14 protein-coding genes and 1 tRNA gene are annotated in these 16,236 nt (G+C 44.9%); 11 read left to right on the top strand and 4 right to left on the bottom strand.

The genetic code is table 11. From position 1 onward, the window contains the following. Positions 1–7: 7 nt before the first annotated feature. Genes AC07NA_RS09005 through AC07NA_RS08995 form a run of 3 tightly spaced genes read left to right on the top strand, consistent with a single transcriptional unit; the run spans position 8 to position 2,587 of the window. Positions 8–628: a class I SAM-dependent methyltransferase gene (locus AC07NA_RS09005; RefSeq protein ID WP_494897270.1), complete on the top strand. Its 621-nt coding sequence runs from the start codon at positions 8–10 to the stop codon at positions 626–628. After that, positions 625–2,049 carry an exosortase Y gene (gene xrtY, locus AC07NA_RS09000; protein ID WP_494897269.1) on the top strand — a complete coding sequence of 475 codons (1,425 nt, stop codon included), beginning with the start codon at positions 625–627 and terminating at the stop codon, positions 2,047–2,049. Before AC07NA_RS09005 ends, xrtY begins: the two co-directional genes overlap by 4 nt. Further along, positions 2,006–2,587 carry a WcaF family extracellular polysaccharide biosynthesis acetyltransferase gene (locus AC07NA_RS08995; RefSeq protein WP_494897268.1) on the top strand — a complete coding sequence of 194 codons (582 nt, stop codon included), beginning with the start codon at positions 2,006–2,008 and terminating at the stop codon, positions 2,585–2,587. The genes xrtY and AC07NA_RS08995 overlap by 44 nt, the downstream gene beginning before the upstream one ends. 622 nt (positions 2,588–3,209) lie before the next feature. Here the strand turns inward: AC07NA_RS08995 and obgE are convergent. The 4 genes from obgE to AC07NA_RS08975 form a co-directional block, all read right to left on the bottom strand. Continuing rightward, positions 3,210–4,211 carry a GTPase ObgE gene (gene obgE, locus AC07NA_RS08990; protein ID WP_345212169.1) on the bottom strand — a complete coding sequence of 334 codons (1,002 nt, stop codon included), beginning with the start codon at positions 4,209–4,211 and terminating at the stop codon, positions 3,210–3,212. Between the two features lie 163 nt (positions 4,212–4,374). After that, positions 4,375–4,947, bottom strand: coding sequence for an adenylate kinase (locus tag AC07NA_RS08985; protein ID WP_345212170.1), 573 nt, complete (start codon positions 4,945–4,947; stop codon positions 4,375–4,377). A gap of 56 nt (positions 4,948–5,003) precedes the next feature. Beyond that, positions 5,004–5,077 (bottom strand) — tRNA-Arg (locus tag AC07NA_RS08980). 84 nt (positions 5,078–5,161) lie between these two features. Further along, positions 5,162–5,623, bottom strand: coding sequence for a redoxin domain-containing protein (locus AC07NA_RS08975; protein WP_494897267.1), 462 nt, complete (start codon positions 5,621–5,623; stop codon positions 5,162–5,164). Positions 5,624–5,729: 106 nt separating this feature from the next. On the opposite strand from AC07NA_RS08975, the gene AC07NA_RS08970 reads away from it, so the two are divergent. The 8 genes from AC07NA_RS08970 (at position 5,730) to leuC (ending at position 16,227) form a co-directional block, all read left to right on the top strand. Next, complete coding sequence (locus AC07NA_RS08970) at positions 5,730–6,710, top strand: NAD(P)H-quinone oxidoreductase (RefSeq protein WP_494897266.1); 981 nt, start codon at positions 5,730–5,732, stop codon at positions 6,708–6,710. Between the two features lie 149 nt (positions 6,711–6,859). Beyond that, positions 6,860–8,365: a F0F1 ATP synthase subunit beta gene (gene atpD, locus AC07NA_RS08965; RefSeq protein WP_494897265.1), complete on the top strand. Its 1,506-nt coding sequence runs from the start codon at positions 6,860–6,862 to the stop codon at positions 8,363–8,365. A gap of 179 nt (positions 8,366–8,544) precedes the next feature. Then, complete coding sequence (atpC, locus tag AC07NA_RS08960; protein WP_345212174.1) at positions 8,545–8,793, top strand: ATP synthase F1 subunit epsilon; 249 nt, start codon at positions 8,545–8,547, stop codon at positions 8,791–8,793. A gap of 352 nt (positions 8,794–9,145) precedes the next feature. Continuing rightward, positions 9,146–10,852, top strand: a complete 1,707-nt coding sequence (gene ilvD / locus AC07NA_RS08955; RefSeq protein ID WP_494897264.1) for a dihydroxy-acid dehydratase — start codon at positions 9,146–9,148, stop codon at positions 10,850–10,852. 154 nt (positions 10,853–11,006) lie between these two features. After that, positions 11,007–12,746, top strand: a complete 1,740-nt coding sequence (ilvB, locus tag AC07NA_RS08950) for a biosynthetic-type acetolactate synthase large subunit (RefSeq protein WP_494897263.1) — start codon at positions 11,007–11,009, stop codon at positions 12,744–12,746. A 103-nt stretch (positions 12,747–12,849) separates the two neighbouring features. Then, positions 12,850–13,455, top strand: coding sequence for an acetolactate synthase small subunit (gene ilvN, locus AC07NA_RS08945; RefSeq protein WP_345212177.1), 606 nt, complete (start codon positions 12,850–12,852; stop codon positions 13,453–13,455). 201 nt (positions 13,456–13,656) lie between these two features. Then, positions 13,657–14,715 (top strand): ketol-acid reductoisomerase, encoded by a 1,059-nt coding sequence (ilvC, locus tag AC07NA_RS08940; RefSeq protein WP_345212178.1) that lies wholly within the window; start codon positions 13,657–13,659, stop codon positions 14,713–14,715. A 93-nt stretch (positions 14,716–14,808) separates the two neighbouring features. Beyond that, complete coding sequence (gene leuC, locus AC07NA_RS08935) at positions 14,809–16,227, top strand: 3-isopropylmalate dehydratase large subunit (RefSeq protein WP_494897262.1); 1,419 nt, start codon at positions 14,809–14,811, stop codon at positions 16,225–16,227. Positions 16,228–16,236: the final 9 nt, after the last annotated feature.

The following is a 16,236-nucleotide window of genomic DNA, read 5'->3' as shown; positions in this document are numbered from 1 at the left end:
TCAACAAATGAGTGATTATATAGATTACGGTTTCCCGGATGCCCGGCCAAGTCACGCCTTCAGCTACCTTGAAAAGCCACTGCTGCAATTGCTGAACCCCAACCATAACCGTTGTATACTCGATTTAGGTTGCGGTAACGGCTACCTGGTGAATTACCTGCTTCAGCATGGCTTTAACGCCTACGGTACCGATGCATCTGCCGAAGGCATCGCTATTGCCCGCGAAGCACATCCCGGCAGGTTCTTTATACAAGACCTTGCCTCCGGCGAACTGCCGCAAGCCCTGCAAAACCTGCCTATCGATACCATCATCTCTACCGAAGTAATTGAGCATTTATATCACCCCAAAGGCCTTACCGATTTTTGTAACAAAGTGCTCGGCCCCAATGGCAAACTGATTATTTCTACCCCTTATCACGGGTATCTTAAAAATCTCAGTTTGAGTTTGCTCAATAAGTGGGACGCGCATCACGGGCCATCGTGGCATGGCGGGCACATCAAGTTTTGGTCGAAGGCTTCCTTAAGCCAATTACTAAGCGAATCGGGTTTTAAAGTAACCCATTTTACAGGCTGCGGCCGTATACCATACCTCTGGAAATCAATGATCATTAAAGCAACAAAAGTATGAACACACCATTTTCGTTCATCATATTAACTTACAACGAGGAGATGCACCTGCCCCGGCTGCTCAACTCCATTGCCCGGCTCAACGCCCCGGTTTACATACTTGATTCGGGCAGTACCGATAATACCGTGGCCATTGGCGAGCAGTTTGGCGCCGAGGTACTTTGTAACCCTTTCGACAATCACCCGCGGCAATGGCATTATGCCTTGGGCTGTTTCGATATTAAAACGCCCTGGATAATTTGTCTGGATGCTGACCATGTGGTTACCCCCGAACTGGCCGAAATCCTGCTCAACTTCCGCGATGAAGATTACAGCGACACCAACGGGATTTACTTTAACCGCAAAAACTTTTTTAAAGGGCAGTGGATAAAGCATGGGGGCTATTACCCTTTTTACCTGCTCAAAATGTTTAGGTATGGGCATGGTTTTTCGGACCTGAATGAGAACATGGATCACCATTTTGTGGTGGACGGTAAAACGCAGATCTGGAAGAGAGGCCACCTGCTGGAAGAGAACCTGAAAGAGAATAACATCAGCTTCTGGATAAATAAACACAACCGTTATAGCGATCTGCTGGCGCATGAAGAAGTGGAACGCATGCAAAAGATCCGCTGGCAAACCGTAAAGCCCCGCTTTTGGGGCGCGCCCGATGAGCGTACGGCCTGGCTTAAAGCGATATGGTGGCAACTCCCCCGCTATGTGCGCCCTATGATCTATTTCTTTTACCGCTTCATCATCAGGCTGGGCTTTATGGATGGCAAGAATGGCATTATCTTCCATTTTTTGCAGGGCTTTTGGTTCAGGCTGGTGGTTGATATTAAGATAGAAGAAATTATGGTGCATGCGAGAAACACTAACCGGAGTTGGCGTATAGCATTAACCTTCGCCTTTAAGTTTGTGCTGCTCTTCGCGTCGTTTTATTATTTCAATTTGGGAATGCTTAGCCTTACATCCCATGGCGGGCATTATAACGCGTTTGTCGCTAACCACCTCAATTATATTCAGGGCTTACGCGATGTATTGATCAACAGCACGGCATGGTTGCTGCGCGGCTTGGGGCATACAGTTTTAACTAACTATCATCAGTTGCTCGTCCCCGGTAAAAGTACCCTTGTGCTTGCTTACTCCTGCCTCGGGTTGGGCATCTCAAGTTTTCTATCGGCCTTCGCGCTGGCATACCCCGCAAAGTTGGCTACCCGCTTGTGGTTCATGCTGGTGGCGATTGTTACGGTGCAGGTGTTAAACGTGGTGCGCTTTGCCTTACTGGCCCTCTACTGGAACAGCCATACCGGAAGCTTTATCGATCATCATACCTTGTTCAATATCATCATTTATATAGCCATTGCCACAGCCATTTACTTTTGGACAAAACACTACGATGTTACTAAGCACACTGCAAAAAACCGACCTGTCTACCTATAATAATCACCCTTATCACCCCGGCGGCAACCGGCTGAAGCGTGTGTTATGGTTTTATATAAACGCCATCGTTTTTAAAACCAGCCTGCTACCATTCAGCGGGTTAAAGGTGCTGTTATTGCGTTTATTTGGCGCGAGCATCGGCAAAGGCGTGGTGATAAAGCCCTGCGTTAATATCAAATACCCCTGGCATTTAACCATCGGCAACCATACCTGGGTGGGCGAACGTGTTTGGATAGATTGCCTGGTTGACACCCGTATTGGTGCCAATGTATGCCTTTCGCAAGGTGTAATGCTGATTACCGGCAGTCATAATTATAAACAAACTTCATTCAGCCTGCTCACGGCAAGCATTGTACTGGAAGATGGCGTATGGATAGGTGCCGGGGCGATAGTCAATCTCGGGGTAACCGTATATAGCCACGCGGTACTTACCAGCGGCTCTGTTGCCACCAAGGCCCTTCACGCCTACGGCATATATCAGGGCAACCCGGCAGTATGGATCAGGGAACGGGTAATTGTTGCAGGTTGTGGGTTGTAAGTTGTGGGTATCAGGTTTCAGGGACGAGGTTCGGGGTTCGGGTGAACTGGCCTTCCCGCCGTCGCGAGTTTAGCGTAACTCGTGACTGGCATGGTGTAAGCTTTCAGCTTACTTTATAAATACGCATCTATAGTACAGCGGCGGGACGCCGCGTAATAGTTGCCACTTGGCCGGAGCCAAGCGGCTGCGGTGTAAGGGGGCGCCAATGCAAAAGCACAACCTTAACATACCCACAAAAATGCGGCATCGTAAGGAACGGTTAGCACAAGCCCTGCCAAAGCACAACCCAAACACAGTTCCTTGCGCAGCCGCGACTTTTTTCTTTGGTGACTTTCTTTTTTGAGAGAAAAAAGAAAGTTACATCCACTAACGATGATACAGTAAAACCATTCCTAACGAAGAACTACTAATCGCATAATTAGATCCTTCGTTACTCTCAGGATGACAGGAGAAAATGAAAAAGATTGAACGCCTTATTCAATTAAAGCACAACCATTCCTAACGAAGAACTACCAATCACATAATTAGATCCTTCGTTACACTCAGGATGACAGGAGAAAATAAAAAAGCCTCAACTAATTTTAATCAGTCAAGGCTCAATATTATAAAAGGAACAGAACAGTTACTCTTTATTTATCGCTAACCAAAGCATATCCTTTAGCTGGGTGATATTTTTTTGCGCTACCGATGAAATGAATACATAAGGAATATCAGCAGGTATTTCCTTGCTCATTTCGTTCATCAGTTCCTCATCCAGCATGTCTGATTTGGTGATGGCCAGTACCCTTGGCTTGTGGATGAGTTCAGGATTGTATTCTTCCAGTTCGTTCAGCAAAATGCTGTACTCTTCAGATATGGTGCGGGCGGTATCGGCTGGTATCATAAACAACAGTACCGAATTACGTTCGATATGCCTTAAAAACCTGAAGCCAAGTCCTTTGCCTTTTGATGCGCCTTCAATAATTCCCGGGATATCAGCCATCACGAATGATTTGCTATCGCGATAAGATACGATACCCAAATTAGGTACTATGGTAGTAAAGGCGTAATCTGCAATTTCGGGTTTAGCGGCCGATACTACCGATAACAAGGTTGATTTGCCCGCGTTCGGGAAACCTACCAAACCTACATCGGCCAGTAATTTCAGCTCTAATATATTCCACTCTTCTTTACCCTCTTCGCCTGGTTGTGCAAAGCGCGGGGTTTGCTGGGTTGGCGTTTTAAAGTGCCAGTTACCTAAACCACCACGACCGCCATCGGTTAATATCCGGGTTTCGCCGTCCTGGGTTATTTCAAAAAGAATTTCGCCGGTTTCGGCATCTTTGGCTATGGTGCCCAGTGGTACTTCCAGTATTTCATCACGCCCGGTTTTGCCTGTGCGTAATGAGGTGCCGCCCGGTTCGCCATCTCCGGCTATAACGTGTTTGCGAAATTTAAGGTGAAGTAATGTCCACAATTGGGCGTTACCTTTAACAATAACGTGACCGCCGCGCGCGCCATCGCCGCCATCAGGGCCACCCTTTGCGGTAAGTTTATCACGGTGCAAATGCGAAGAACCCGCCCCTCCGTGACCGGAGCGACAGCAGATCTTTACGTAATCAACAAAATTTGAACCCTGAGACATTTTGATTTCGGATTTCGGATTTTCGATTTCGGATTTATCCTGTTATCAAAATCCTGATGTATAATTGAGATATGTATTAAGCTTTCGGTATCAAATGGTCTACCGGAGTTACATATCATCGTTGATCAATAAATCCGAAATCGAACATTCGAAATCCGAATTATTAATACGTTGTTACAACAGTGTTTATGGCATCAAATATTTCGGGTATTGAACCGATGCCGTTTATACTGGTAAATTTGTCCTGATTTTTATAGTAACCTGCAACAGGGGCAGTTTTATCATTGTATTCTTTAATGCGCTTACGGATAACTTCCGGGTTGGCGTCATCAGGGCGACCGGAATCTTTACCCCTTAATAAAAGGCGTTGCTCCAGTTCGTCATCATTAACCTCAAGGGCAACCATGCCTGATATGGCCGAATCTTTACTTTCCAGCAAAGCATCCAGTGCCTCGGCTTGCGCTACCGTGCGCGGAAAACCATCAAAAATGAAACCTTTGGCCTCTTTATTAGCGTCGAGCTTATTGCTGATCATGCCAATAACTACTGCGTCCGGTACAAGCACACCCTCATCCATCAATTTTTTGGCTTCTAAACCAAGCTCGGTGCCCTGTGCAATTTCGCCTCGCAGTAAGTCGCCGGTTGATAAATGAATTAAGCCATATTTTTCGATAAGTTTTTGTGATTGAGTGCCCTTACCTGCGCCGGGAGGACCGAACAAAACTAAGTTTAGCATGCTGATAAAATTTAAATAGCCTTTCAGTTAATTAAACGGAAAGGCTACAGTTAGAGTGAACTTGAAGGGAGTCGAACCCCTAACCTTCTCATCCGTAGTGAGATGCTCTATCCAATTGAGCTACAAGTCCAATATTTTATTTTTGTTTTCCCGCCTTTGAAACGGGACTGCAAAAATAGAAATCTCTTTTAAAGAACCAAAATCTTTTTTAAAATTACTTTACAATTTCTGCAATCGCTGCAAAATCGGGCAGGTCGCCGGCATCTTCAAGCACCTCCGTATATATCACATTCTGAGCCTCATCTATAACAAAAGCGGCACGTTTTGATACCCCTTTCAAGCCGAAAACAAAATTTTCATAAATTGCTCCGTAAGCGGCAGAAACCTCCTTATTGAAGTCGGATAACAGCTCAAACTGGTAATTATTTCCCTCTTTAAACTTGGCTAAAGTGAAAGGCGAATCAACCGAAATGCCTAAAATCACCGCGTTTTGCCCCTCGTAATAGCCAAAACTATCGCGCATGGTGCATAGCTGCGTGGTGCAAACACCGGTAAATGCCATCGGGAAAAAGTGGATCACCACCTTTTTGCCCTTAAAATCGGCCAGCGAAACTTCTTTCAATGCCGATGATACTAATATAAACTGTGGTGCCGCCTGGCCAACTGCTATTGCCATAATTGAATTTTTACTAAATTGAACTTTGGCAAAGCAAAACAATCAAAAGCAAAAAACAACATAATGCTTACAAATTTTACTTTAGTTAGATGATACCTTTATCCGTATGAAAGCAGTAGTGATAACCCAACCCGGCGGCCCCGATGTTTTGCAGATACAAGAACGCCCAACACCAATACCCAACCCGGGCGAGGTATTGATCAAAGTAGCCGCAGCGGGTTTAAACCGGTTGGATATTTTTCAGCGGAAAGGAAATTACCCTGCCCCGCATGGTGTACCGCAGGATATATTGGGCCTTGAAGTAGCCGGAACTATAGAAGCCATTGGCGATGGCTTTACCCGCTGGCAGGTGGGCGACAGGGTGTGTGCCCTGCTGGGCGGTGGCGGCTATGCCGAATATGCAACTGTTGCCGAAGGGAATTGCCTGCCCATCCCTGCTAACCTTACTTTTGAGGAAGCCGCGTCCCTGCCCGAAACCTATTTCACCGTGTGGAGTAACGTGTTCGATCGTTGCCGGTTTAAGGCAGGCGAAAGCGTTTTGGTGCATGGCGGCTCCAGTGGCATAGGCGTTGCTACCATACAAATGGTTACGGCCATGGGTGGCGAAGTGTACGTTACCGCGGGCGATGATGCCAAATGCGCCTTCTGCGAAAAGCTTGGCGCAAGCAGGGCCATCAATTATAAAACCGAAAGCTTTAAAGAAGTTATCCACATAGCTACCAACAGCCGCGGAGTTGATATCATACTGGACAGCATTGGAGGCGATTATACGGCCAACAATATCGCCTCACTGGCCGATGACGGCCGACTGGTACATATCAATACCATACACGGTAAAGATGTGCAGATTGACCTGGCCTTGATTATGCATAAACGCCTTACCATAACCGGCTCAAAGCTGCGTACACGTGATACAGGCTTTAAAACAGCCATTGCGCAGCAGCTCGAACAGCATATCTGGCCTCATTTATCATCGGGTAAAATACGACCTGTTATTTATAAAGCTTTCCCGGCAAACAGGGCTGCCGAGGCCCACAGGCTGATGGAAAGCAGCGCGCATACAGGCAAAATTGTGCTTACATTTTAATAGCCGTTGCAACAGTTAAAAAAGTATGCGAAAAATCTTACTAACACTATGTAAATATTTAGTTATAAATCATAACTTTGCGCCTCGAAACAGCGTCTTAAAGCAAGACCATTTTGTACAATAAAACTATTTAAATATCAGGTTATAGTATGCCAAACATTGGAAAAATATCACGGATCATTGGTCCGGTAGTTGACGTAAGCTTCGCTAATGACGCCCATCTTCCAAAGATTTACAATGCATTAGAGATCACTAAAGACAACGGCCAAAAGATCGTTCTTGAAGTTCAACAACACTTAGGTGAAGACAGGGTTCGCGCTATCGCGATGGATTCAACTGATGGTTTATTACGCGGTATGCCGGTTCTTGACTTAGAATCAGCTATCAAAATGCCAATTGGTGAAGAAATTAAAGGCCGTGTATTCAATGTTGTAGGTGATGCTATTGATGGTATTCCTAACCTTGATAAAACAGGCGGCCGTACTATACACAACTTACCTCCGCGTTTTGAAGATCTATCTACCGAAAGCGAAGTATTGTTTACAGGTATTAAAGTTATCGACTTATTAGAGCCTTATGCTAAAGGTGGTAAGATCGGTTTGTTTGGTGGTGCGGGTGTAGGTAAAACCGTATTGATCCAGGAGCTGATCAACAACATCGCGAAAGCATATTCAGGTTTATCAGTATTTGCCGGTGTAGGCGAGCGTACCCGTGAAGGTAATGACCTTTTACGTGAGATGCTTGAATCGGGCATTATAAAATATGGTGATGCATTTATGCATTCAATGGAAGAAGGCGGCTGGGACTTAACTAAAGTTGACGCCGAAGCTTTGAAAGATTCAAAAGCAACCTTTGTGTTCGGTCAAATGAACGAGCCTCCCGGTGCACGTGCACGTGTGGCGCTATCAGGTTTAACTATTGCCGAGTATTTCCGCGATGGTGGCGAAGATGGTAAAGGCCGTGATATCCTTTTCTTCATCGATAACATCTTCCGTTTCACGCAGGCAGGTTCTGAGGTATCAGCGTTGTTAGGCCGTATGCCTTCAGCGGTAGGTTACCAACCAACGCTTGCTACCGAGATGGGTTTGATGCAGGAGCGTATCACATCAACCAAACGCGGTTCAATTACATCTGTACAAGCGGTATACGTACCTGCGGATGACTTGACCGATCCGGCGCCGGCTACAACCTTCGCCCACTTAGATGCTACAACCGTACTTTCACGTAAAATTGCCGAGTTGGGTATTTACCCTGCGGTGGATCCGTTGGATTCAACTTCACGTATCCTTAGCCCTGCTATTTTAGGCGACGAGCACTACAACACTGCTCAACGCGTTAAAGAAACTTTACAACGTTACAAAGAGTTACAAGATATCATCGCCATCCTTGGTATGGATGAGTTGAGCGAGGAAGACAAACTGGTTGTATCACGCGCCCGTCGTGTTCAGCGTTTCCTTTCACAGCCATTCCACGTTGCCGAGCAGTTCACCGGTTTAAAAGGTGTATTGGTTGATATTAAAGAAACCATCAAAGGTTTCAACATGATTATGGATGGTGAAGTGGATGAATATCCTGAAGCAGCATTCAACCTTGTTGGTAACATTGAAGACGCTATTGAAAAAGGCAAAAAATTATTAGCGGAAGCTAATAGTTAGTATCAAGTATTTAGTATCAGGTATCAAGACGATATTGCTACCTGATACTACAACATATTTACTTGATACCTGACAATCATAATAGTAGCAAGTATTTCGTATCAGGTATCAAGACATATTGCTACCTGATATTATAAAAGTTACTTGATACTTGATACTCAATACTTGATACTAAAGAAATGACATTAGAAATTCTTACTCCGGATAAAACAGTTTACGAAGGCGAGGCAACATCAGTTACCCTGCCCGGAGCTTTAGGTTCTTTTGAGATACTGAACAATCACGCGCCAATTATTTCAACCTTACAGGATGGAAAACTGATTGTGCGCGGTGGTGGCATTAAAGAGGAAGTCTTTTTTATTAAAGGCGGGGTAGTTGAAGCATTAAACAACAAAATCACCGTACTTGCCGAAGGTATTTCAAACTGATAAGATACAAGCTATTTTGAAAAGGCCCCGGTAACCAACCGGGGCCTTTTTTTTGCGACAATTTTATGCTTTCATCCAATTTCAGGCAGAAAAACGACACTTTACTATGCTTGCATAGAATACATACCGAATACCGATTTTAACTTTGGTCTATTTTGATAAAAATATAATTCTTATTATTTATATATTTACATACTTTAATTCTGTATAAATAATAAATTAACAAATAATATACTAAATTAAAATTTTTGTTATTGCTATTGCGAAAAATAAGCCGTCTGTCTACCTTAACAATATTGATTTTTAGCGCTAAGCGAAACCTAAAATATAAGATCATAAATATAAATACTATATGAGTTCTTCCACCGATACTTTACAAGCTGTTGAATTAAACAAATACAGCAAAACCTTTACCCAGGACCCTACTCAGCCTGCGGCACAAGCAATGCTTTACGGCATTGGCTTAACCGACGACGATATGAAGAAAGCCCAGGTAGGTGTAGCAAGCATGGGTTATGATGGTAACACCTGCAACATGCACCTTAACGATTTGGCTAAAATTGTTAAACAAGGTATTTGGAATGAAGATCTGGTGGGTTTGATATTTAATACTATTGGCGTAAGCGATGGTATGGGCAATGGTACCCCCGGCATGCGTTACTCTTTAATAAGCCGTGATGTTATTGCCGACTCTATAGAAGCCGTTACCGGCGCGCAATACTATGATGGTTTGATCACCCTGCCGGGTTGCGATAAAAATATGCCCGGATCTATCATTGCAATGGGCCGTTTAAACCGTCCGTCGATAATGGTATATGGAGGCACTATTCATCCGGGGCGCTGGAAAGGTGAAGATCTTAACATCGTATCTGCCTTTGAGGCCTTAGGGAAAAAAATAGCCGGAACTATCAGTCCCGAAGATTTTATTGGTGTAATAAAAAACGCCTGTCCAAGCGCAGGTGCATGTGGTGGTGTTTATACCGCCAATACCATGGCAGCAGCTATTGAGGCTTTAGGTATGAGTTTACCTTACTCATCAAGCAACCCTGCTTTGAGCGATGAAAAGAAAGAAGAGTGCCTGGCAGCGGGCAAAGCCATAAAACTCCTGTTAGAAAAAGATATTAAACCAAGCGATATCATGACCCGCAAGGCATTTGAGAACGCGATGGTAGTAATTATGGTATTAGGCGGAAGTACCAACGCGGTGCTGCACATGATAGCCATGGCAAAAAGTGTGGACGTGAAGGTTACCCAGGATGATTTTCAGGATATAAGCGACCGCATACCGGTACTGGCTGACATGAAGCCAAGCGGTAAATACATGATGACCGATTTACATGCGGTTGGCGGTATACCGGCAGTAATGAAATATTGCCTGGAACAAGGCTGGCTGCATGGCGATTGCCTTACTGTAACCGGCAAAACGCTGGCCGAGAACCTGGCGGAAGTTCCGGCACTTGATTTTAATAAACAGGATATTATATGGCCGGTTGAAAAACCGGTGAAAGCTACAGGTCACTTACAAATTATTTACGGCAACCTTGCCGAAGGCGGCAGTGTAGCCAAGATTAGCGGTAAAGAAGGCGACTTTTTTGAAGGCCCTGCCCGCGTGTTTGATGGCGAGTTTGAACTTATTGAAGGTATTACAAGTGGCCGAGTCAAAGCCGGTGATGTGGTAGTGATTCGTAACGTGGGCCCTAAAGGCGCGCCGGGCATGCCCGAAATGCTTAAACCAACGTCTGCCATTTTTGGCGCAGGCTTAGGCGCTTCGGTAGCACTCATCACAGATGGGCGTTTCTCGGGCGGTACCCACGGATTTGTAGTTGGCCACATCACCCCCGAAGCATTTGAAGGCGGCTTGATAGCATTTGTAAAAGACGAAGACAGGATAGAAATTGATGCTACCAAAAACACCATGATACTTAAAGTATCTGATGAAGAGATAGCAGCACGCAAGGCAACATGGACACAGCCTAACTATCGTGTAACCAAAGGGCTTTTATACAAATATGCCAAGAGCGTTAGCACAGCCGCAGAAGGCTGTGTAACAGATGAATAATACTGAATAACAGCATTTAACGAATGAACAGAATGTATAAGTACATTAATTACGGTAATCGTTAAATTCAAATCAGTACGGCCACGAACAACAAAATTGCAAACAATACACCGGTGAAATTAAACACATCGGTGAAACCAAAAGAATAAACAGTATGGAAGTTGCACAACAAGAAATACTAACAGCAGCCGCAGAAAAAGAAACCACAGAAGTTTCGGGTTCGGTTGCATTATTAGAAGCATTAATAGCCGAAGGTACCGAAACCATTTTCGGTTACCCGGGTGGTGCCATAATGCCGATATATGACGCGCTGTATGATTACAGCGAAAAGTTAAACCACATATTGGTACGTCACGAACAGGGCGGCATCCATGCCGGTCAGGGTTATGCACGTACCTCGGGCAAGGTGGGCGTAGTGTTCGCTACCAGCGGCCCCGGCGCTACCAACCTGGTAACAGGTTTGGCCGATGCTCAAATTGACAGTACCCCATTGGTATGTATCACCGGGCAGGTTTTCGCGCACCTTTTAGGTACCGATGCCTTCCAGGAAACCGACGTGATCAACATCACTACCCCGGTTACCAAATGGAACTACCAGGTTACCGATGCTACCGAAATTCCGGAAGTTATTGCCAAGGCATTTTATATCGCCAAAAGCGGTCGCCCGGGCCCGGTTCTGATCGATATTACCAAAAACGCGCAGATCCAGAAATTTGATTACAGCGGTTATACCCCATTTAAACACATCCGCAGCTACAGGCCAAAACCTATAGTGCGTAAACAATACATTGAGCAGGCTGCCGAGCTGATCAACCAGGCTAAAAAACCTTTCATCCTTTGGGGACAAGGCGTTATTTTAGGTAGTGCCGAGCAGGAATTTAAAGCTTTCGTTGAAAAAAGCGGTATCCCTGCCGCATGGACTATTCTTGGTGCCGGCGCTATCCCTACAGATCACCCGCTTAACGTAGGTATGCTGGGCATGCACGGTAACTATGGCCCTAACGTATTAACCAACGAGTGCGATGTGCTTATCGCTATCGGCATGCGTTTTGATGATCGCGTAACCGGTCGTTTGGATAAATACGCCAAACAAGCCAAAGTGGTTCACCTGGATATTGATCCGGCCGAGATAGACAAGAACGTAAAATCAACCGTACCTGTTTGGGGCGATTGTAAAGAGACTTTGCCTTTATTAACCGAATTGGTTAACGAAGCGAAACATACCGAATGGGTTGCCAAATTCAACGACTATACTCAAAAAGAAGTTGACGCGGTTATCCACAACGAGCTAAACCCAACTACCGAAGAAATGACCATGGGCGAGGTAATTAAACAACTTAACGAGCTTACCAATGGTGATGCCGTTATCGTTACCGATGTTGGTCAGCACCAGATGGTGGCTTGCCGTTATGCTAAACTGAACAATACCCGCAGTAACGTTACCAGCGGTGGTTTGGGCACAATGGGCTTTGCCCTGCCGGCTGCCATAGGCGCTAAATTTGGCGCACAGGATCGTACTGTTGTCGCCATTATTGGTGATGGTGGTTTCCAGATGACCTTACAGGAACTGGGTACCATTATGCAATCGGGTGTTGATGTAAAGATCATTATTCTTAATAACCGTTTCCTGGGTATGGTACGCCAGTGGCAGGAACTCTTCAACGAGCGCCGTTATTCTTTCGTGGATATTCAAAGTCCGGATTTTGTGCGCGTAGCCAGCGGTTACGGTATAGCAGGCCGCTCTATTGAAAAACGCGACGACTTGCAGGATGCCCTGAAAGAAATGCTTAATAACAACGGCTCGTTCCTGTTAGAAGTAATTGTTACCAAAGAGAACAACGTATTCCCGATGGTACCACAAGGTTGCAGCGTATCAGAAATTAGGCTTAAATAAGATAAAGGCTGAAAGCTTAAAGGCGAAAGCTGAAAGCTACAGTGAACTTCTAAAAAATGCGAAACCGGTACAAAAACCACCGGGGCACTAAAAAGAAAATATTATGAGCACTCCAGAAACAGAGAAACAGGAATTTAACATAACGGTTTATACCGAAAACCAAATTGGTCTTTTAAGCAGAATAGCTATTATATTTACCCGCCGTAAGATCAATATCGAGAGTTTGAACACCTCTCCGTCGGAGATTGAAAGCATCCACAGGTTCAATATTCTTATTACCGAATCAGAAGATGTGGTGCGCAAGCTTTGCCGTCAGATAGAGAAACAGGTAGAGGTATTAAAAGTATACTACCACACCAATCAAGATGTGATTTGGCAGGAACTGGCGTTGTACAAGCTATCAACCGATGTAATTGCCGAGAAGGTAAGCGTTGAGCGTTTGCTGCGCGAAAATGGTGCACGCGCGGTAGTGATCCGTAAAGATTATACCGTGTTTGAAACTACCGGTCACCGCGAGGAAACCGATAACCTGATCACCATACTGCAACCATACGGACTTATTGAGTTTGTACGCAGCGCAAGGGTAGCTATCATTAAAGACAGCGAAGGCTTCAACTCCAAACTACGCGAATTTGAACGCCTTGAACCGGGTGAAGACGTAATAGAAAACGAATACCTGAACAAAGGACAGAAAGTGTTTACGATGTAATTTGTCTTAACCATAATTCACAGAATTAAAGAATTATCTGAATACGAAAAGTAAAATTCCTTAATTCTATAAATTCCAAAAATTCAGGTTCAGACAATAAAATCGGTGAAATCCAAAAACAACAAATAACAATAACCTAAAAATAAAATCGCTGCTCTCGTCCTCAAAATAGATGAGATCACAAAAAACAAAAACAAAATCATGGCAAAATTAAATTTCGGCGGCACTGAAGAAAATGTAGTAACCCGCGAGGAGTTCCCTTTATCAAAAGCTCAGGAAGTACTTAAAAACGAAGTTGTAGCTGTAATTGGTTACGGTGTTCAAGGTCCGGGCCAGGCGCTAAATCAAAAAGACAATGGCATTAACGTAATTGTTGGTCAGCGTAAAAATTCAAAAACCTGGGATAAAGCTGTTGCTGATGGCTTTGTACCGGGCGAAACCCTTTTTGAAATTGAAGAAGCCCTTGAAAAAGGTACTATCATTTGCTACTTATTAAGTGACGCGGCTCAAATTGAATTATGGCCAACAGTTAAAAAACACCTTACTCCGGGTAAAGCATTATACTTCTCTCACGGTTTCGGTATCACTTTTAACGAGCAAACAGGCATCGTTCCTCCTGCTGATGTTGACGTATTTTTGGTTGCACCTAAAGGTTCAGGTACATCATTACGCCGCATGTTTCTGCAAGGTCGCGGCTTAAACTCAAGCTACGCTATCTTCCAGGATGCTACAGGTAACGCGCAAGACCGTGTTATAGCTTTAGGTATTGCCGTAGGTAGCGGTTATCTGTTCGAAACCAACTTCAAAAAAGAAGTATACAGCGATTTAACCGGCGAGCGTGGTACGCTGATGGGTTGTATCCAGGGTATCTTCGCTGCACAATACGATGTATTACGCAGCAATGGTCACTCACCATCTGAAGCTTTCAACGAAACTGTTGAAGAGTTAACCCAATCATTAATGCCATTAGTTGCCGAAAACGGTATGGACTGGATGTATGCCAATTGCTCAACTACCGCTCAACGCGGCGCGTTAGATTGGTGGAAAAAATTCCATGACGCTACTAAACCGGTATTTGAAGAATTATACAAAAGTGTTGCTACAGGTAAAGAATCTCAACGTTCTATCGACCTGAACAGCCAGCCTGACTACCGCGAAAAATTAAACGTGGAACTTGCTGAACTGCGCGACAGCGAAATGTGGCAGGCAGGTAAAACTGTACGCAGCCTTCGCCCTGAAAACCAGGCTGTAGAAGCATAATTTTTGGTATCAAGTAGTTAGTATCAGGTATCAAGACAACCTTGGCGCTTAGTACTAACTACTTGATACTTTATACTTGATACTAATTTGCAAATGGGACAAACATTATTTGATAAAATTTGGGATGCGCATGTTGTGAGCAGCAACGAGGGCTTTCCTGATATTTTATATATTGATACACATTTTATACACGAGGTAACCAGTCCGCAGGCATTTGACGGATTGCGCAAGCGTGGTTTGCCGGTTTTCAGGCCGCAACAAACCGTTGCCACTGCCGATCATAACGTACCTACCTGGGATCAGCACCTGCCTATTAAGGAGGAGCTTTCGCGTTACCAGGTTGATATGCTTACCAAAAACACCAAAGAGTTCGGTATTGAACTTTACGGTTTAGGCCACCCTTACCAGGGTATTGTACACGTAATAGGGCCCGAACTGGGCATAACCCGCCCGGGTGGCACTTACGTTTGCGGCGACAGCCACACATCAACCCACGGTGCTTTTGGCGCTATAGCATTTGGTATAGGCACATCGCAGGTAGAGCAGGTTATGGCAACACAATGTTTGCTGCAATCGCGCCCTAAAAAAATGAAGATAGAAGTTAACGGCAAGCTGCAAAACGGCGTTGGCGCTAAAGATATTATCCTGTACATCATCGCTAAAATTTCGGCGGCGGGCGGTACAGGTTACGCTGTTGAATATGCAGGCGATACCATACGTGCTTTAAGTATGGAAGGCCGCATGACCATTTGTAATATGAGCATCGAAATGGGTGCACGCTGTGGCTTAATTGCTCCGGATGATATTACTATTAATTATGTAAAAGGTCGCGAATTTGCTCCTAAAGGCGAAGAGTGGGACAAGGCAGAAGCTTACTGGAGAACTTTATTTAGCGACGAAGACGCTCAGTTTGACGAAGTATTAAGCTTTAAAGCCGAAGATATTGAACCGATGATCACCTACGGAACTAATCCGGGTATGGGTATCGGGGTTACACAACACGTGCCATCAACTACTGATTTTGAACCTAAAGAACAAGGTTCGTACAAAAAATCACTCGAATATATGGGCCTGCACGACGACGACCAGTTGCTGGGTAAGCCTATCGACTATGTTTTTATCGGCAGCTGCACCAACTCCCGTATTGAAGATTTGCGCCAGGTGGCCGCCTTTGTAAAAGGCAAGCACAAGGCCGATAACGTTACCGTTTGGGTAGTACCGGGATCAAAACAGGTAGAACAACAGGCCATAAGCGAAGGCCTCGATAAAATATTTGCCGAAGCAGGTTTCCCGCTCCGCGAACCGGGATGCAGCGCCTGCTTAGGTATGAACGAGGACAAGATACCCGCAGGCAAATACTGCGTATCAACCTCAAACAGAAACTTTGAAGGCAGACAAGGCCCCAACTCACGCACGTTCTTAGCCAGCCCCCTAACCGCCGCAGCAGCAGCCATTACCGGGAAGGTTACTGATATAAGGGAGTTGTTGGGAGCAGGTGAATTGGTAAATTAACATTCATTG

Source organism: Mucilaginibacter sp. GW821-FHT07G05, from assembly GCF_059418565.1.
The sequence above is the reverse complement of the archived record's forward strand: the minus strand, read 5'-3'. Positions and strand labels throughout refer to the sequence as shown.